This window comes from Rhodobacteraceae bacterium M385, from assembly GCA_025141835.1.
Lineage (GTDB): Bacteria > Pseudomonadota > Alphaproteobacteria > Rhodobacterales > Rhodobacteraceae > Gymnodinialimonas.
In genome coordinates this window covers 737,739-755,400 of record CP081102.1, presented here as the reverse complement: position 1 = coordinate 755,400, position 17,662 = coordinate 737,739, and the positions used below count along the sequence as shown (strand labels likewise).

Genomic DNA, 17,662 nt, shown 5'->3' with positions numbered 1-17,662 from the left:
GTCGATGACATCCCTGATTGATGTCATCTTCCTGCTTTTGCTGTTCTTCATGCTGACTTCGACCTTCACCCGCTTTTCCGAGATCCAACTCTCGGCGGCGGGTGGCGGCGTGGCGGCCCCCGCCGACACGCCCCCCCTATTCTTGCAGCTCGGGGCCGAGACCTTGTCGCTCAACGGCACCTCTCTGTCCTTGCCTGCCCTTCCGGCCGAGATCACCGCGCAACATCCGGACGCGACCACGCTTCTGGTCAGCGCCACTGACGATGTAACCTCTCAACGTCTTGTTGACCTGCTGGTTGCGCTCGCCCCGCTTTCCGCCCTTTCCCTCACCGTGTTGGACTAGCCCCATGTCCCTGCGCCGCGCCCCGTCCCGCCAAGTCAAAGAACCCACGATCGCCCTGATCAACGTGGTCTTCCTGATGCTGATCTTCTTCCTGATCGCAGGCTCCGTTGCGCCGCCATTGGACCCGCGCGTGGCGCTGGTGGATACCGCCACGCTGGAAGGCCGCGCCCCGCCTGATGCCACCGTGATCCTGCCCGACGGCACGTTAGAGCTACGTGGCCAACCCGTAACATTGGCCGAGATCATCGCCGACACCCCCACACCCCGCCTTGTGCCAGACCGCGCCCTTCCCGCCGCTGAGCTGGTCACCATCTCGCGACAATTGCGCGATGCGGGGGCACAGGAAGTTTGGATCGTGACCGAAAGAGGTATGGAATGAAGGGCGCTAAATACATTGGCCTGATCGCCGCCGCTGCCCTGTCGGGCGGCACTCATCTGGCGATTGCAGGCTATTTCACGCCTGAGACGGTCGAGCTTGAGGGCGGCGGTGACCCGGCCCCGGCCCGCCTTGGAGCCTCGTTTGCCGATATGGTCGCAGGGATGCCCGGTAGTGACCGCCCCGAAGTCGTGGACCCGGTCGAGGTGGAAGACCACACCAGCCCGGCTCCGCCAGACGACACGCCAGAGACAGAATTGACCGAGGAACCAGACGCGGACAGGGCCGAGCCGACCCCGGTTGAGCCAACCCCGGTTGAGGCCACAGCCCCCGCCACGCCGCAGGCCCATGAGGCACCGGAATACGCCGCGCAGGTGCCCGTATCAGCGCAGCCTGCTACAACGGCAGCGGTGGCGATCCAGCCTGTCACCCCGCAAGCAAGGGCCGCCGCCGCCCGCTCCGCACCCGCGCAACCCACGCAGTCCGCCCCGGCAGAGGATGTGATGGTGGCCGAGGATGAAGCGGCGCTGACACCGCTCAGCAGCCCGCGCCCGCGCACCCGGCCCGAAGACTTGGCTCCGCCGCCCCGGCCCGAGCCTCAGCCCCAAGTCGCCAGGGCCCGCCCTCAGCCGCCTGCTGCCACAGGCAACGCCGCCGCAAACGCAACGCGCGGCAGTACGACAGGAACCGAAAGCGCCACCGCAACCGCCACGGCCCCCGCCGCGCAACCGGCACCGCAGGCGGGTAACGGGGCAGCCGTGGCCAATTATCCGGGCCAAGTACTACGCCGAATCTCCCGTGCCGGACGCCCTCGGGTCCGCCACAATGGGGCAGATGTGGTGATTTCCTTCCGCATCAGCGGCAATGGCGGTTTGGCGGGCCTCTCAGTCGCGCGATCCTCGGGCAACGCTGAATTGGATCAGGCGGGCCTGTCCATCGTCCAACGCGCAGCCCCGTTTCCGGCCCCACCAGCGGGGGCGCAAACCAGCTTCTCGATCAACTTTGGGGGGCGTTAAAGCCCCTCCGCTACCGCCCAATCCATGACCTTGAACTTCTCGCGGAAGGCGAAGGTTTCCAGATGACTATCAATGACATAGCGCGCGGTCTTTAACCCTTCGTCGGTCTCTGCCGTGACCTCCACCCGCAGCATGTCGTCGTCCGCCCACATCCGGGCCGGCCCCGGCGGAAGCGCTGCGCGTCCTGTCTTCTCATCGTAGAACACCTCAACCTTGTGGCCGAAGTGTTTGCACAGTTGTTGCAAGTAACGGCTTGCGTGCGCTGTTGGGAAAGTACCGATCTGCGTCGCCATGGCTCACCCCTTATCTGACTATTACACTCAACATTAGGTTGCACTGCCCTGCCGCCATCGTCTACCCCTTCGCGAAATGGTAGCCGCCGCCACCCCTCCCCCCCGAACTCAGCCCTTGAGAGGACCTGACATGGCTACGCGTATCCCCACCACTCTTGCTTGCCTTCTTCTGGCCACCGCAGCCCAAGCCGAAGACCTGACCATCGCGACCGCCACCGGCGACGTGACCGTCGCTTCCGGCCCCGAAACAATCGCCGTTCTGGACGCCGCTGCCATCGACACGATCAGCGCATTGGGCGTCACCGTGAACGCTGTGCCCGCGATGCCGCCACTGCCCTACCTGTCTGACGTGTTTGAAGCCGCGCAGCCTGCGGGCAGCCTGTTTGAGCCGGACTTTGAGGCGCTGGCCGTCCTTGGCCCTGATCTGATTATCGCCGGTGGCCGTTCCTCCACTCAGGTCGAGTCACTGTCCGAGATCGCACCAGCCATCGACATGACCATTTGGGGCGAAGATATGATCGCCCAAGCCCAAGACCGCATCGCCGCTTACGGCGCGATTTTTGAGCAAGAGGCCATGGCCGCTGAACTTTCCGCCGCGTTGGACGCCCGCTTGGCCGATGCAGTGGCCGCCGTTGAGGGCCAAGGCGAGGCCCTGATCCTGTTGACCAACGGCGGCAACGTGTCGGCCTACGGCGACGACAGCCGCTTTGGCTGGCTGCATTCGGCCCTGAACCTGCCCGAAGCCTACCCCGACCTCACGGAGGAAACCCACGGCGAAGCTGTGTCGTTCGAGTTCATCGCCGAGGTGAACCCCGACTGGATCCTTGTGATCGACCGCGCCGCCGCCATTGGGCAGGACGGAGAGGCCGCCGCCGCGACCCTCGACAACCCGCTGGTCGCCAGCACCACGGCCGCGCAAAACGGCCATATCATCTACCTCAGCTCTGCGCCGCTCTATCTGGCGGGCGGCGGCGTACAGTCGATGATGCTGACGATGGACGAAATCATCGCAGGCTTCGCTGACTAAATGGCGCTGAGGCTCGGCATCATTCTGGCCCTTGCGGCCCTTGTGGTGACGAGCCTCTCTATCGGCGCAGCCAGCCTTTGGTCTGGCGATTTTGACGCCGCTTGGCTGATCGCGGTCAGCCGTTTCCCCCGAACCGCCGCCGCCCTGCTGACCGGGGCGGGGCTGGCCTTGGCGGGGGTCATCATGCAGCAAAGCGTGCAGAACCGGCTGGTAGAACCCGGCCTGACCGGCACGCCCGAGGCCGCAACCTTGGGCCTGCTGGCCGTGACCTTGATCGCACCGGGCACCGCCATTTTCGGCAAGATGACCATCGCCGCGGCCAGCGCCTTGGCGGGCACGTTTGGCTTCCTTGCCCTATCGCGTTTTGTACCGCGTCATGACCCGATGCTGCTGCCCTTGGTGGGCATTATTTACGGCGGCATCCTTGGCGCAATCGGCCTGTGGTTCGCTTGGAACGCCGATCTTTTGCAATTCGTAGGCATCGCTATGTTGGGCGATTTCTCGGGCGTCATGCAGGGCCGGTATGAGCTGTTGTGGATCATCGCTGCCCTGTCTGGCGTGCTTTTCTTGGTCGCCGATCGGATCACGATTCTGGGCTTGGGCGAGGATTACGCCCGCTCGCTCGGCCTCAACTACTTTCAGACGCAAATGTTGGGGTTGGTGATCGTGGCGATCACGGTGGCCGTGGTTGTGGTGACAGTGGGTTCCATGCCGTTTGTGGGGCTGATCGTGCCCAACCTGATCTCGCGTTGGCGCGGCGATAACATCCGCGCGAACCTTTGGGTGGTGGCGTTGACCGGGGCGGCGCTTGTGCTGGCCTCGGACATTCTGGGCCGCGTCGTGCGCTACCCATACGAGATCCCCGCCGCCACGATCTTCGCCGTCTTCGGCGCGGCGGTGTTCCTTTGGCTGCTCTATGCGCCCCCGCGGCGCAAGCCGCAGCTGGATGGAGATCGGCGCAAGCCGCAGCTGGATGGAGATCGGAAGGGACCGCAAAATGGCTAAGTCCCGGCTCCTCCCCCTTGCCCTGCTACTGACGGTGATGAGCGTACTTTTCCTATGCTGGAACCTGCGCGCCCCGGTCAGTTTCATTCTGTCGCTCCGAACGGAAAAACTGGCGGCCCTGATCCTCGTTGGCGCGGCCACGGGCGTTGCAACCACCCTGTTTCAGACCGTGGCGCAAACCCGGCTGCTGACGCCGGGGATCGTCGGTTTTGACGCCCTTTTCGTGTTTCTGCAAACCGCCCTCGTCTTCACCCTTGGGGGCGTCGGCTATGTCACCTTGCCACCCTTCGCCACCTTCCTGACCGAGGCGTTCGTGCTGGTCTTTGCCGCCGTCGCGCTTTTTGGGATCATCCTGCACAAAGGTGCTTCCGATCTGGTGCGGATCGTGCTGACGGGCGTGATCTTCGGCATCCTTCTGCGCGGCCTTGCGGGGTTCATGCAGCGCATCCTTGATCCGTCGGAATTTGCCATCGTGCAGCAGGCCAGCTTCGCCTCCTTCGGGTCGGTCGAAGGCGACCAACTTCTGGTCGCGGCACTGCTTCTTGGGGCGGCCATCGCCTGCGCTATGGCCCTTGCCTCTCGGTTGGACGTGGCCGCCTTGGGGCGCGACACGGCGCGGTCCCTTGGCTTGGGATATGACCGTTTTGTCCTGGCCGTGCTGGCGCTCGTGGCAGCCCTTGTGGCGGTGTCCACCGCCCTTGTCGGCCCGATTACCTTCCTGGGCCTTCTGGCCGCCAGCCTTGCCCATGCGATCATCGGCACCCAACGCCACGCGCTTCTGATCCCGGCCTCGGGCCTGATCGGCGCAATCATTCTGGTGGCGGGGCAATTCATCTTCGAGAGAGTCCTTTCCATGACCTCCACCCTCGCTGTGCTGATCGAGTTCCTTGGCGGCCTGTTGTTCCTTATCTTGATCCTGAGGAGGCGCACGACATGATCGACGTGCAGACCCTATCCCTGAGCCTCACCGGCAAGCCGGTACTCAAGGACATCACCACCACCCTGCCCGATACCGGTGTGACGGCGATCATTGGCCCAAACGGTGCCGGCAAATCGACCCTGCTCCACTCCGTTGCTGCGCTTTTGCAGCCTGACAGCGGCCAAGTGCGCCTTGGCGGGGCTGATATCCACGCCCTGCCCGCCTCTGAACGCGCCAAGCGGCTGGCGATCCTGACTCAGTCGCAGCCGCAAATCCCCCGGCTTTCCGTGCGTGATCTGGTGGCTTTCGGACGCTGGCCCCACCATCGCGGGCGGCCAACGGCGCAAGATCACGCACTGGTGGAGGCAGCGATTGCCCAATTTGAGTTGACGGAGATCGAGACCGCGCAACTGGACGCTCTGTCAGGCGGGCAACGCCAAAGAGCATACATTGCGATGGCATGGGCACAGGGCACGCCGTATCTATTGTTGGATGAGCCCCTTAGCGCCCTTGATCCACGCATTAGCAAGGGCATCATGTCCCGCCTGCACCAACTCTCGCGGCCCGGTCCCGATACCCGTGCTGTGGTGATCGTGCTCCATGATCTGCAAATCGCTGCCCAATGGGCCGATCATGTGGTGGCCCTGAAAGACGGGGCCTTATTCGCTCAAGGACCGGCGCAGGAGGTCTTGGCCGATGCCCCCCTCAGCGCTCTTTATGATACGCCAATCAGCGTGCGCCCGCTGGATGACGGGCGCATCGCCGTTCTGACCTAAGCGCGTAGCTTAGCTTGCCGCTGCCAGCTTGGCCTCATCATCGGCGGCCTCGATGTTTTTCACCTTTTGGTGTGCGTCTTCCGCCAAGCCAATCCGCCAATAGCCCGAGGCATAGACATCGCCTCGGGGCAGCGCACGGTCACCGCGCAGATGCATCCGCAACCTGCGGATCACGCCGGTTTCGCCCGCCACAAGGGTTTTGATCCGGCCCTCAGGCAGGTCCAGCCCTTCGATCATGTCGGTGGCCAAGGTCGATTCCACCTCGGGGTTATCGTGGATCAGCCAATGCTGCTCGATCCCTGCGGGGGCATCAATCGGCTGGCGGTCCGCTTCGCTGAGAACTTCAAAAATCGCGATGCCTTGGGCGTCACGGGGAAGCTGCTCCAGCCCTGCGGCGGCGACGGGAAGGGCCGACATGTCGGCGGCAATCAGGTAGTAATCGGCATCGTGATCCGTCAACTTGGGGGCACCCGGACCCGCAAAGCCCATGAAATCGCCCGGCTTCGCCCGCGCCGCCCATGCAGACGCCGGGCCGTTATCGCCGTGGGCCACGAAATCAATGTCGATCTCACATACCTCGGGCCGAGCGTGGCGGATGGTGTAGGTGCGCATCGTGGGCTTTGGCCCTTCTGCCATCTGGCGCGCAAGGCCAGCGGCGTCTTGGCCCTCGGCGGGCAACATGATCTTGCAATGACCGCCCGCTGTACTAGCCGGGATCGCGGCCATCTCAGGGCCCGTCAGGGTGACGCGGATCATGTTGGGCGTCACGCGCCGGGCGGCAAGGACTTCCAACACACAGGTGGCGCGTTTGGCGGCGGTGGGTTTGGGCGGTGTCATATCGTTTGGCATCATAGCGTCCTTTCAGGCGGGAGGGCCATCGGCCCCAATGTTTCGGTGTTGGCCGTTTCAGCCAAGGGTACGACCAGCGGCAGATCACTGTCGGGTCGGGTCAGCATGGCGCATCGAATATCGAAGACCGTTTCAATCGTTTCTGCCGTCAACACCTCGCGTACCGGACCTTCGGCAATGATCCGGCCGGATTTGAACAAAACGATCCGGTCGGCAACGGTCGCAGCCATGTTCAGGTCGTGAAGAACGATCACCACGGTTTTGCCGTGGGTCCGGGCCATCTGCCGAACAAGGGAAAGGGTCGAAAGCGCATGGGAAATATCTAGGTGGTTTGTCGGCTCATCCAAGAAGATGATCGGCGATTGTTGTGCCAGAACCATCGCCAGCCAAGCCCGTTGAGCCTGCCCCCCGGACAGATTGGCCAGTGGCGTGTCGGCCAGAAGCCTCAGGTTCGTCTCCAGAATCGCGGCGTCAATCGCGGCGTAATCCTCGGCTCCTAGCCCGGCAAAGGGTTTGCGGTGGGCATAGCGGCCCAGAGCCACCAAATCACGCACGCGCATTTCCTCGGGCGCAGAGGGCGTCTGCCCCAACATCGCCACCGTCCGCGCCAAGGCCTTGGCGTTCCATTGGCCAAGGGGCATGGCATCCAACACCACCTCTCCGGCGGACATCGGTAACACACCGCGCATGGCCTTGAGCGCTGTAGACTTGCCGCAGCCGTTGGGACCGCACAGCGCCGTGACTTCTCCCTTCGGGATCTCCATGGTCAGGCCATCGAACACGGCGGTCTCGGCATAACGAATGGAGCCGTGCTTTATGTGGATCAATGGATCAGCCATGGGCACGGCCCTGACGCATAAGAAGAAACAGGAAATACGGCGCCCCGATCAGGGCGGTGACGGCCCCTGCGGGAACCTCCAGCGGTTGGAACAACACCCGCACCATCAGGTCCGCGCCAAGTACCATGCAAGCGCCAATCAGCGCCGCACCGACCGATTGCCAGCCCGCTCCGGTGCCAAACAAAAGCCGGGCGGCATGGGGCGCGATCAACCCCACAAAGCCCACCCCGCCGACGACCGAGACCATCGCCGCCGTCAGCAAAACTGACACGATCAGTGCCGCTATGCGGGCTCGGTTCACCGACAGGCCCGTGGCCCGTGCGCTCAGGTCGTCCAGATGCAACTGATCCAGCGGGCGCACCAAGGCCACCAGCGTCGGGACCGCCGCGCCAAGGGCCGCGGCCAACATCCAGACCTCGCGCCATTCGGCGCTTTGGACAGAGCCCGCCAACCAGATCAGCCCTTGCGACGCGCGGTACACCGGGCCCGCAATCATCAGCAAAACAATGATCGCATTGGCCAAGGCCGCCAGCGCAATACCGTAGAGGATCAGCGTCATCGGGCGGGCCAAATCACGCGCCGCCAGAAGGGCCACGGCAAGGGCAAACACCAGCGCCCCCGCGACGGCGGCCAATGGCTGCCACGCGATAGAGACCACCAGCGCGTTTGCCTCGTTCGAGAACATCGATAGAAACACCAAGACACCCACCGCTGCACCGTCAACGATGCCCAAAACACCGGGTGACGCCAGCGGGTTACGGGTAGCGCGTTGCAGCAACATGCCCGCAATTCCAAGACCCGCCCCAGCCAGCATCGCCATCACCACACGGGGCAGGCGCAGGTTCCATAAGATCACGGTATCAGGGCGGCTGCCTTGGCCGATCAGCGCCGCGATCACGCGGTCCAATGGCATGAAGGAACTGCCCATCGCCACGGCAATGACCGCCAGCGCAACCAGACCCGCCGGAAGGGATATCCGCGCCGAGATCATGCCAACCTCAGCCCTGTGCCGCGCATTAGCGCCACCAAGACGGGCACGCCAATCAGCGCCATGACCGCGCTGACGGGAGCCTCTGTCGGGTACAAAAGGAACCGTGCCAAGACGTCTGCCGACAGGGCCAGTAACGTGCCGAAAATCACTGTGCGGGGGATCATCTGCCCGTGGCCTCTTGCCCCCGACAAACGTGCCAGATGCGGTGCCACAAGGCCCACGAAGGCAATCGGCCCGGCCAGCGCAACACAGCATCCCGCCAGCATCGCCGCCCCTGCCAATAGGCCCAAACGCAAGCGCGCCACGTCCACCCCAAGGGCCGCTGCCGTTGCATCATCTGCCCTCAACGCGTCCAACGCCGGGGCTTGTGCAAGGCAGAGGGCTGCGCCCACTGCCAACCCCACCGCCACAAGCCAGCCCCCCGCCAAAGGCCTGTCCACGAAAGAGCCCGATAGCCAAAAGATAAGCTCCTCCAACGTCTGCTCATTCAGGATCACCAAAACCTGCACACCTGCCATCAGAAGGCCAGCCACGCTCACGCCCGCAAGCAATAAATGCACCGGCGACATCGCTGCACCGACTGAAAGTGCAAGTCCAAAGACCAGCGCCGCCGCCGCTGTCGCGCCGATTGCCGCCACCGCCATGATTGCCCACATGCTCGCCCCCGGCACGGTCGTCAGCAACACGACAACAGCAAAGGCCGCGCCTGCGTTCACCCCCAACAGCCCCGGTTCAGCCACGGGGTTACGGGTAAGCGATTGCATCATCAGCCCCGCCAAGCCCAAAGCCCCGCCGACCAATGCGGCGAGCACCATACGCGGCACGCGCAAATCTCGGATGATGATCGCCGTGGCGTCGGTGTCTGCCCCCGTTACCGCGCGCCAGACCTCGGCACTGGAATAGGCCCGCACGCCCACATGCAGGCCCAGTACAGCCACGCAAAGGCAAAGCGCGATCAAGGTGATGTTTCCGCTGCGCATGGGGGCACTTGCAATCCTGACAGTTTCAGTCGAGTTATTACCCGACAAAAACACTCAACATCAAGGACGAACCTCAATGCGTGCTTTATTTCCTGCCATTGCCATGCTGATTGCGCTCAGCGGCGCGACTTCTGCCGACACGATCACCCACGCCATGGGCGAAACCGATGTGCCTGACGATCCTCAGCGCGTGGTTATCCTGACCAATGAGGGGACAGAGGCGCTCTTGTCCCTTGGAATTACCCCTGTCGGGGCCGCTAATAGCTGGCTCGGAGATCCTTGGTACGACCACATCACCCCCCTGATGGACGGGGTTGAGCCCCTGGGCACCGAGAATGGTATTAACTTGGAACTGGTCGCCGCGCTGGAGCCGGATCTGATCATCGGCAACATGCAGCGCCACGAAGAAATCTACACGCAACTGGGCGCGATTGCCCCGACTGTCCTGTCCGAGCGTTTGCGCGGAGACTGGCGGGTGAACTATGAGCTCTACGCCCAAGCCGTCGGCATGGCGGAAGAAGGCGCTGCCACATTGGCCGAATATGACGCGCAAGTCGCCGCCCTGTCGGACGCCCTAGGCGATAACCTTGCTGAAGAAGTCTCAATCATCCGCTTTCTGGCGTCGCAAATCCGCATCTACCAACTCGATAGCTTCTCGGGTGTGATCCTCAGCCAGCTTGGGTTTGCCCGCCCCGAAAACCAGAACGTGCAGGATTTTGCTTTGCGGGTGGGCAGTGAAAGCATCCCGGACATGGATGGCGACCGAATTTTCCACTTCACCTACGACAATGGCAATGGTGAGGGTGAGGCCGCCGCAGCTGACGCGCTGGCCGATCCGCTATGGCAGGGCCTTAGCGCCGTGCAAGCGGGCCGCGTACATCCGGTCAGCGATGCCGTGTGGAACACCGCTGGCGGAATCTTGGCCGCGCGCCTGATGTTGGCCGACATCGCGTCGATCTACGGCGTCGAATAAGCGCTTTGCACCAATCCGGTTCGGTCCCTCCCCTTGGGGCCGAACCATGGGCCAATCGCCCAATTCTGCTGGATTTGGCTTGACCAATCCTGCCCACACCGTTCAATCTTCTCCCATGAAATCAATCCAGTGCCGCCGAAGCTGTATATCAGCCACGGCATTGTGACCTCGTGTTCCTAGGCAGGTGCCATCGCCGCCCAACCCAACCGGAGCCCTCAATGCCCAACTGGATCGACGCCTGTGCCACCGACGATATCGAAGAAGAAGACCTGATCCGTTTCGACCACGATGGCCGAACCTTTGCGATTTATCGCAGCCCTTCGGATGAATATTTCTGCACCGATGGGCTTTGCACCCACGAGCAGGTGCACCTCGAAGATGGGTTGGTGATCGACCACACCATCGAATGCCCCAAACATAACGGACGGTTTGATTACCGCACCGGAGAAGCCCTGCGGGCGCCCGTTTGCGTGAACCTTGCCACCTATCCCGTGAAGGTCGAGGCAGGCCGGGTGCTGATCGAAGTCTAAGATCAGCCCTCCCGGCCCGGACCCGTTTTAGGGCAGCTAGAAGCTGCTGCGCAACGCGGCAACGGAATTGGCCAGCAACGCCAGATCGACGCCCACCGCCGTAAAGCTTGAGCCATGATCCATGAAGCGTCTGGATTCTTTCGGGTCCAACGTCAGGATGCCCGACGGCACGCCCAAGGCTGCCAGGCGATCAAAGCCCGAAAGAATTTGCGCCACCACATCGGGGTGCGTTGTTTGTCCCGGCAAGCCCATGGTCGCGCTCAGGTCCGCGGGGCCGATGAAGACCGCGTCCACGCCGTCGGTTTGGGCAATCGCCTCCAGGTTCTCCATCCCCTTCACGGTCTCAATCTGCACGATCAGGCAAAGGTTTTCTTCAACCTCGGTGAAATAGTTCTCCACCTGCCCGTAACGTGTGGCGCGGGTCACGCCCGCCATCCCGCGAATGCCGCGCGGACCGTAGCGCATGGAGGCCACCGCTGCCGCTGCCTCTTCGGCGGTTTCGACATAGGGGATCAGCAACGTCTGCGCGCCCATATCCAGAATGCGCTTAATCAGCATCGGATCGTTTTCCGCCGGACGCACCACAGACGAGACCGAGGGGAACCCCGCCGCCGCCTGCAAGGCAGTCTGCACCTCCACCGTTTCCACGGCGGAATGTTCACAATCTATCAGCATCCAGTCAAACCCGGCCCCGGCCAGCATTTCCGGCACCGTATTGCCGCCAATGGTGTTCCAAATGCCAAGCTGGTGCCGCCCCTCTTTCAGAGCCGCTTTGAAGTGGTTGGTTGGGTTTTCCATGGGTCTACTCAGCTTTCCATACGGGCGGCACATCCGCCTCTTGAGGGTTAGAAAATGTCAAATCTGGGGGTGCCTGCGGTGCCTAGTATCCAAACACCCTAGGCAACCAGAGCACGAGTCCGGGGTTCAGCAAAAGGATCAAAAGGGCCACGACCAACACGGCAAGGAAGGCCCAAATCTCTCCGATAATTTCGCGTAACGGGATGCCGGTGACCGCGTTTATCACAAACAGCAATATCCCGTAGGGCGGCGTAATCAGCCCGATCATTGAATTGACCACGACCAGCACGCCAAAATGCACCAGATCAATCCCCAGCTCTCGGCAGGCGGGGATGAACAGCGGCACGATCACAAGGATGATTGTCGTGGCGTCCAACACGCACCCCAACAGCAGAACCAGAAGGTTAATCAGCAGCAGGAACACGATGGGGTGCATGTTTATGCCGACAAGTGCGTCAGCAACCATGGCGGGGATATTCTCGGACACGACGATGAAGTTCAGAATCAATGCGCCGCCAATAACCACACCCACCGCCGCCGAGGACCGCGCGCTTTCCACGAAAATCCGGTACAGCGTGCCTAAGGACAGCGCCCGGTAGAACAACCCCGCCAGCAGCAGCGCGTAAAGGGCCGCGACGGCGGCGGCTTCGGTCGGCGTGGTGACCCCCCCGTAGATGCCGTACAGCAAAATCACTGGCATCAGCAGCGCCGGGAACGCATTGGCCGTTTTGCGCGGAAGCTCTCGCATCGGGACCGGGTCTTCCATCGCGAAACCGCGCTTATGCGAGATGTAGGTGTTCATCCCCATCAGCACGACACCCATCAACAGGCCCGGCACGATCCCCGCCAGAAACAGCGCCCCGATCGAGGTGTTGGACACCAAGGCGTAAAGCACCATCGGGATCGAGGGCGGAATGATCGGCCCAATCGTGGCCGAGGCCGCCGTGATCGCCGCCGCATAGCCACGCGGGAAACGCCCGCCCTTGGTCATCATCTCGATAATGATCTTCCCAATCCCTGCCGCGTCAGCCACGGCCGAGCCGGACATGCCGGAAAAGATCAGCGAGGCCACCACATTGACGTGGCCCAAACCGCCCCGGAACCGCCCCACAACGGCGACGCAGAACCCCAGCAATCGGTCCGATATCGTGCCCGCATTCATGATGTTCGCCGCCACAATGAACAGCGGCACCGCCAACAAAACAAAGCTGCCGAACAGGCCTTGGATTATCTTCTCTCCGGCCAAGGCCAAATCCAACCCCGCAAGGCCCAGATAGACCAGCGACGCAACGATGATCGAATAACCAATCGGCGTGCCAATCCCCGCCAGCACGAACAGCGTCACAAGGCATAGGGCCAGCTCATAGCTCATGGGGTTGTCTTCCCTTCCGGGGCCGGATCGGCCTCTGATCCGGGGATGTCATACTCATCGTCGGGCGGGCCATTGCGCAAGACGTCCACAAAACGCCAGCCATACCGGGCGATGATGGCCACCATGAAAATGCCGTAGACCGAAAAGATCGTGCGTAGCGGAATGCGGTCCCCCGTGAACGGGTTCTTCACCGTCGAGGTGCGCCGCATTCTCATCCAGTCGATGTAGTCCAAGGTTGGCAGTAACGAGATCGCCATCCCCACCACAATTGCCGCCGCCGCGATCAGGGCGAACACCTGTCGCCCGCGCCGGGGCACCATCAGGTAGACGATATCAAACGTCACATGGTCGCTGTCGCGCACGTTGAACGCGCAGCCCACAAACACGATCCATAGCCACAAGATCAAACACAGCTCCAGCGTCCAGCCAAAGGGCGTTTGCAGCACATAGCGTGAAAATATCTGAAGCAGGAACGTCACAAACATCGCGGCCAACATGGCCCCCGCGATGGCTTCCGTCCCGACAGAGAACCACTTCCTGAGTGTCTCAATCATGGGTTACTCCTCCGGGACGGCATTTATCAAAAGTCAGTCAGTTCAGGCGCTTAGTTGGCACCAAGGGCGTTGATCTGGTCAAGCACACCTTCAGGCCATGTCTCGGCAAATTCACTGTCGATGTAGGCCGCTTGTACTGCTTCGCGGAATGCGGCGACGTCAGGCTCGTAAACGGCCATGCCCTCACCTTCCAAGAAGGCTACCAACTCATCTTCCAGAGCCAACTGGCGCGTGCGGCCCAGTTCTGCGGCCTCATCTGCGGCGGCTTGCACGATGGCTTGTTGCTCCGGCGTGAATTCCTGCCAGACAGCTTCCGAGATGGCGATGTAGTTCAGATCCACCAGATGCGAGGTCAAGACGATCTGGTTCGTGACCTCGTAGAAACGACGATCCACCACGGTCGGCAGCGGGTTGTCCTGGCCGTCTACCGCGCCGCTCGACAGGGCTGTGTAGACCTCGTTGAAGGCCAGTGGCGTGGGTGACGCGCCAAGGGCGCCGCCCAGGAATTGCCAAGCGTCGGTGCCGGGCATCCGCAGGTTCACGCCAGCCAGATCGGCAGGTGTTGAAACGTCCAACTCCTCACGGGTCTGACGCAGGTTCACCTGACGGCGGCCCAAATACATAACCGACAACAGACGCACGCCCAGGTCGTCAATCACGCGCTGATGAAATGGCTCAAACAAAGGGTCATTGAAGACAGCAACCTGATGCGCCGCGTCTTGGTGCACGTAGCCCGCGGTGAAGATCGAGAATTCGGGGAAGAACTGCGCCAGTTCCTGTGCCGATGTGATCGACATCTCCAGGTTGCCGCGGCTGATCGCCTCCAACTCGGTGCCTTGGGCAAAGAGCGTGGCGTTGTAGCTTGGCTGGTAGTCGGCAAATTCCGCGATTGCCGGACCAAAGACTTCGGCCATCGCGACCGAGCGTTGGTCGGTTTCCGAACCCGATGCAGACATCCGAAGCTGAATCGCGTGGCCATCTGCCAGTGCAGCGCCGGAAAAGCCGCCCAAAAGGGTAGCGGCAAGAGCCGCCGACAGGGTCGCGCGGCGTGTAAGATTGGTAATCATAGAGTCCTCCCAAGGATCAGTTGATCGTTATTCAAGCATTAAGCTGTATTTTTAGACATTGGTAGATTTCTTTCAGAATATCAGCCGTTCTCTCTGCCCTCCCATGTTTCAGGGCTGTCCGCTTCGGCTCCCAACCGAACGACCTCCCCGCTTTCGGCGGACACCTGTAGGGCCTCCACCACCTCCAAGGTGCGCAGCCCCTCCCATCCCGATACCAGCGGTGTGGTTTGGCCAAGAATGATGGCCGCAAAATGTGCGAGCTGCGCGACCAACGGGTCAGCTGCCTCTCGTGTTAGGCTTGTGGCGCTGATCGGCGTCCACCAATCAGGCTCCGGGCCAGTATGGGACCAAACCCGCAGGTCTGGAACCGATAACGCGCCTTTTGATCCGCCGATCAGGTAACAACTCTCAGGCGTGGCGGGATAGACTGGATGCTCTTGCGCGGTCATCTCCCAACTCCACGGGGCGGCGATGCTGTCGGACACGGTTAGCGTCCCAATCGCTCCATTCTCCAGTTCCAGCACGGCGGCGGCAACGTCTTCATTGGCAAAGCCGCGCCGCGACGGGGTGGCCACGGCCCGCACGCTTCGGACCTCTCCGCAAAGATGGCGGATCAGGTCCACATCATGGACCAGATTGACCGAGATCGGCCCCGCCCCGACCTGTTTGCGCCAAGGAGCCTGCTTAAAATAACTGTCCGGCTTGTAGAACCAACAAGTCGCCTGCACCGCGCGGACCTCACCGATATCCCCGGCCTGTATCGCCTCAAACGCGCGCTTTATCAGCGGGTTATGGCGGCGGTGATGGCCCACCAGAATAGGCACACCACGGGCGTCAGCCGCCTGCGCCACCGCAATCCCTTCAGCGACCGAGGTGGCCAAAGGCTTCTCAATCAAAACCGGCACTTTGCGCTCGATGCAGGCCATCGCCTGGGCCACATGCAGCGGTGTGGGCGTGGCGATGATGACCCCATCGGGGGTCTGCGCCTCGATCATTTCTGCAAGGTCCGCATAGCAAGGCACCCCAAGGGCCGCCGCTGCCCCGCGCCCGTCCCCCCCGGGCTCCACCACACCGACCAAGGAAACCTCCGGCAAGCCCGCGATCGCCTTGGCGTGGCGCTGTCCGATCAATCCAAAGCCCGAAATTGCGAGGCGTACGCTATCTGCCACTTACTATTCCTACGCCGTTGCAAAGCGGTGCTCGACCAACCTCTGTGCAGGCCGTCCGCTCAAATGACGCTAGGGCACCCAATTCCGATTCGCAATAACATCGGATATTTTGACAAATATTGGATGTTGCAACATATTTCATCTATCCTAGCGGGGTACAGAATGTACCTCGGCACCGCAGAAAACGGACCCGGTAGATGACTGATATTAACGCCACGGTCGGGGCCAGCACCTATCAGCAGATCAAACGCGATATCATCTTTGGCGCCTTGCAACCGGGCGCGAAACTGAAGCTGGATACGCTCAAGAAACGCTATCCCGCCAGCCCCTCGACCCTGCGCGAAGCGTTGAGCCGTCTGGCCAGCGATGGCTTCGTCGATGCGCCCCAGCAACGCGGCTTCTTCGTAACGCCGGTGTCCCACGATGACCTGATCGAAATCGCCAATCTGCGCACCCTGCTAGAGTGCCACGCCCTGCGAGTTTCCATCGCCACCGGCGATACGGAATGGGAGGGAAACCTTGTCGCTGCCCGCCACAAACTGGCTCGACTAGAGCGGCAAATGCTATCGGGTGATCTGTCCGAGGAAGAAACGTGGAAACGCTACGACGGCGAGTTTCACCTTGCGATGATCCAGGCCTGCAACTCTCGTAACCTGCTGTCACTACACTCAAAAATATACGACAAATACCTGCGATATCAGATGCTGGTACTGACCCACCGTGGGTCCGTCGCGGCGGATGAACACGACAAGATGCTAGAGGCCGCCCTCGCCCGCGATGCTGATCTTGCCGCCACCTTGCTTGAACAGCACATCCAGAACGGCCTGCGCCACGCGGCCTCTGCCTTGCAAGCAGCAGCAACGCCCAAAGCCTGACGCGGTCGCCACTGCAAAGGAAAAGGGCACCCCCGAAGGGATGCCCGACTAAAGCCCTATGGCTTACATCATTTTGAAAACCGACGGGTCCGGCCCAGTGCGCAGCCCCACATCCAACGTGGTGATCGCCTCCATCTCGGCGTCCGTCAGGGTGAAGTCAAATACGTCCAAGTTCTCCGCCTGACGATGCGGTTTGACGGACCGCGGGATCACCGCGTTGCCCAGTTGCAGATGCCAGCGAATGATAACCTGCGCCGGGCTTTTGCCCGTGCGCTTGGCCGCCGAAACGATTGGGTTCGCCTCGAACGAACGTGCATTGCCAAGGGGCGTCCAAGCCTGCGTCACGATATTATGCTCGGCATGGAACGCCCGCATGTCGGGCTGTTGCAGTTCGGGGTTTACCTCGATCTGGTTCAGCACCGGCACTTCGCCAGTCTCTGCGATGATCCGCTCCAGATGGTCCTTGTTGAAGTTCGACACGCCGATGGACCGCATCATCCCTTCGTCGCGCATCTCGATGAAGGCTTTCCACGTCTCGACGTACATGTCCTGGCTTGGCACCGGCCAATGGATCAGCACGAGATCAAGCTGGTCCACACCGATGTTTTTCAAACTCCGCTCGACCGAGGCCCGCGCCTTGTCGCGGCCTTGGTCGTAGTTCCAGACCTTCGTGGTGATGAAGATCTCATCCCGAGGGACCGAGGCCGCTTCAACCCCTTCGCCCAAGCCCAACTCATTCATATATATGTAGGCGCCATCTATCATCCGATATCCGGTGTCGATGGCGCTTTTCACGGCCTCTCCGGCGATCTCCTGTGGCACCTGCCAAATGCCGAAACCCAGTTGCGGCATCTCGTGGCCGTCGTGAAATTTGATGGTGGTTGTGTCACCCATGGTCGTGCTCCCGTAT

General features: G+C 61.9%; 21 protein-coding genes. 10 read left to right on the top strand and 11 right to left on the bottom strand.

All coding sequences use genetic code 11. The features are described from left to right. The first annotated feature begins 4 nt into the window (after positions 1-4). The 3 genes from K3728_03865 to K3728_03855 are packed head-to-tail and all read left to right on the top strand — an operon-like array spanning position 5 to position 1,735. Positions 5-343 (top strand): biopolymer transporter ExbD, encoded by a 339-nt coding sequence (locus tag K3728_03865; protein UWQ97438.1) that lies wholly within the window; start codon positions 5-7, stop codon positions 341-343. 4 nt (positions 344-347) lie between these two features. Continuing rightward, the gene (locus K3728_03860; protein ID UWQ96385.1) at positions 348-722 is read left to right on the top strand and encodes a biopolymer transporter ExbD; all 375 of its coding nucleotides are present in this window, start codon (positions 348-350) and stop codon (positions 720-722) included. Beyond that, positions 719-1,735: a TonB family protein gene (locus tag K3728_03855; GenBank protein ID UWQ96384.1), complete on the top strand. Its 1,017-nt coding sequence runs from the start codon at positions 719-721 to the stop codon at positions 1,733-1,735. The genes K3728_03860 and K3728_03855 overlap by 4 nt, the downstream gene beginning before the upstream one ends. Here the strand turns inward: K3728_03855 and K3728_03850 are convergent. Continuing rightward, positions 1,732-2,028 (bottom strand): DUF2218 domain-containing protein, encoded by a 297-nt coding sequence (locus K3728_03850; protein UWQ96383.1) that lies wholly within the window; start codon positions 2,026-2,028, stop codon positions 1,732-1,734. The two genes, K3728_03855 and K3728_03850, sit on opposite strands and share 4 nt — an antisense overlap. A gap of 130 nt (positions 2,029-2,158) precedes the next feature. Here K3728_03850 and K3728_03845 point away from each other — a divergent pair, with 130 nt between their 5' ends. From K3728_03845 to K3728_03830, 4 genes are read left to right on the top strand one after another with little or no spacing between them, the layout of a single operon-like run. Continuing rightward, positions 2,159-3,055 carry a siderophore ABC transporter substrate-binding protein gene (locus K3728_03845; protein ID UWQ96382.1) on the top strand — a complete coding sequence of 299 codons (897 nt, stop codon included), beginning with the start codon at positions 2,159-2,161 and terminating at the stop codon, positions 3,053-3,055. After that, positions 3,056-4,060, top strand: a complete 1,005-nt coding sequence (locus K3728_03840; GenBank protein UWQ96381.1) for an iron chelate uptake ABC transporter family permease subunit — start codon at positions 3,056-3,058, stop codon at positions 4,058-4,060. After that, the gene (locus K3728_03835) at positions 4,053-4,997 is read left to right on the top strand and encodes an iron chelate uptake ABC transporter family permease subunit (GenBank protein UWQ96380.1); all 945 of its coding nucleotides are present in this window, start codon (positions 4,053-4,055) and stop codon (positions 4,995-4,997) included. Before K3728_03840 ends, K3728_03835 begins: the two co-directional genes overlap by 8 nt. Further along, on the top strand, positions 4,994-5,755 hold the full coding sequence (locus K3728_03830) for an ATP-binding cassette domain-containing protein (protein ID UWQ96379.1): 762 nt from the start codon (positions 4,994-4,996) through the stop codon (positions 5,753-5,755). Before K3728_03835 ends, K3728_03830 begins: the two co-directional genes overlap by 4 nt. A gap of 9 nt (positions 5,756-5,764) precedes the next feature. Here the strand turns inward: K3728_03830 and K3728_03825 are convergent, their stop codons facing one another. Genes K3728_03825 through K3728_03810 form a run of 4 tightly spaced genes read right to left on the bottom strand, consistent with a single transcriptional unit; the run spans position 5,765 to position 9,414 of the window. After that, entirely contained in the window at positions 5,765-6,604 is an 840-nt protein-coding gene (locus tag K3728_03825; protein UWQ97437.1) for a siderophore-interacting protein, read from the bottom strand. After that, complete coding sequence (locus K3728_03820; GenBank protein UWQ96378.1) at positions 6,604-7,443, bottom strand: ABC transporter ATP-binding protein; 840 nt, start codon at positions 7,441-7,443, stop codon at positions 6,604-6,606. Before K3728_03820 ends, K3728_03825 begins: the two co-directional genes overlap by 1 nt. Further along, positions 7,436-8,434 (bottom strand): iron ABC transporter permease, encoded by a 999-nt coding sequence (locus tag K3728_03815; protein UWQ96377.1) that lies wholly within the window; start codon positions 8,432-8,434, stop codon positions 7,436-7,438. Before K3728_03815 ends, K3728_03820 begins: the two co-directional genes overlap by 8 nt. Further along, positions 8,431-9,414: an iron ABC transporter permease gene (locus K3728_03810; GenBank protein UWQ96376.1), complete on the bottom strand. Its 984-nt coding sequence runs from the start codon at positions 9,412-9,414 to the stop codon at positions 8,431-8,433. Before K3728_03810 ends, K3728_03815 begins: the two co-directional genes overlap by 4 nt. A 76-nt stretch (positions 9,415-9,490) precedes the next feature. Here K3728_03810 and K3728_03805 point away from each other — a divergent pair, with 76 nt between their 5' ends. Together K3728_03805 and K3728_03800 are read left to right on the top strand one after the other, a co-directional pair. Then, complete coding sequence (locus K3728_03805; GenBank protein ID UWQ96375.1) at positions 9,491-10,387, top strand: iron-siderophore ABC transporter substrate-binding protein; 897 nt, start codon at positions 9,491-9,493, stop codon at positions 10,385-10,387. A 218-nt stretch (positions 10,388-10,605) separates the two neighbouring features. Then, positions 10,606-10,917, top strand: a complete 312-nt coding sequence (locus tag K3728_03800; protein ID UWQ96374.1) for a Rieske 2Fe-2S domain-containing protein — start codon at positions 10,606-10,608, stop codon at positions 10,915-10,917. 36 nt (positions 10,918-10,953) lie between these two features. On the opposite strand, the gene K3728_03795 is transcribed toward K3728_03800, so the two are convergent. The 5 genes from K3728_03795 to K3728_03775 all read right to left on the bottom strand — a co-directional run bounded on the left by K3728_03795 (position 10,954) and on the right by K3728_03775 (position 15,877). Then, positions 10,954-11,715, bottom strand: coding sequence for a 4-hydroxy-2-oxo-heptane-1,7-dioate aldolase (locus tag K3728_03795; protein UWQ96373.1), 762 nt, complete (start codon positions 11,713-11,715; stop codon positions 10,954-10,956). An 82-nt stretch (positions 11,716-11,797) separates the two neighbouring features. Next, complete coding sequence (locus K3728_03790; protein ID UWQ96372.1) at positions 11,798-13,087, bottom strand: TRAP transporter large permease; 1,290 nt, start codon at positions 13,085-13,087, stop codon at positions 11,798-11,800. Further along, a complete protein-coding gene (locus tag K3728_03785) occupies positions 13,084-13,638 on the bottom strand; it encodes a TRAP transporter small permease subunit (GenBank protein ID UWQ97436.1) in 555 nt (184 codons plus the stop codon). Before K3728_03785 ends, K3728_03790 begins: the two co-directional genes overlap by 4 nt. 53 nt (positions 13,639-13,691) lie before the next feature. Continuing rightward, positions 13,692-14,708: a TRAP transporter substrate-binding protein DctP gene (gene dctP / locus K3728_03780; protein ID UWQ96371.1), complete on the bottom strand. Its 1,017-nt coding sequence runs from the start codon at positions 14,706-14,708 to the stop codon at positions 13,692-13,694. Between the two features lie 80 nt (positions 14,709-14,788). After that, positions 14,789-15,877 carry a Gfo/Idh/MocA family oxidoreductase gene (locus K3728_03775; protein ID UWQ96370.1) on the bottom strand — a complete coding sequence of 363 codons (1,089 nt, stop codon included), beginning with the start codon at positions 15,875-15,877 and terminating at the stop codon, positions 14,789-14,791. 197 nt (positions 15,878-16,074) lie between these two features. Between K3728_03775 and K3728_03770 the strand changes: the two genes are divergently transcribed. Beyond that, complete coding sequence (locus K3728_03770) at positions 16,075-16,752, top strand: GntR family transcriptional regulator (protein ID UWQ96369.1); 678 nt, start codon at positions 16,075-16,077, stop codon at positions 16,750-16,752. A 63-nt stretch (positions 16,753-16,815) separates the two neighbouring features. Here K3728_03770 and K3728_03765 read toward each other — a convergent pair whose 3' ends face one another. After that, a complete protein-coding gene (locus tag K3728_03765) occupies positions 16,816-17,646 on the bottom strand; it encodes an aldo/keto reductase (GenBank protein ID UWQ96368.1) in 831 nt (276 codons plus the stop codon). Positions 17,647-17,662: the final 16 nt, after the last annotated feature.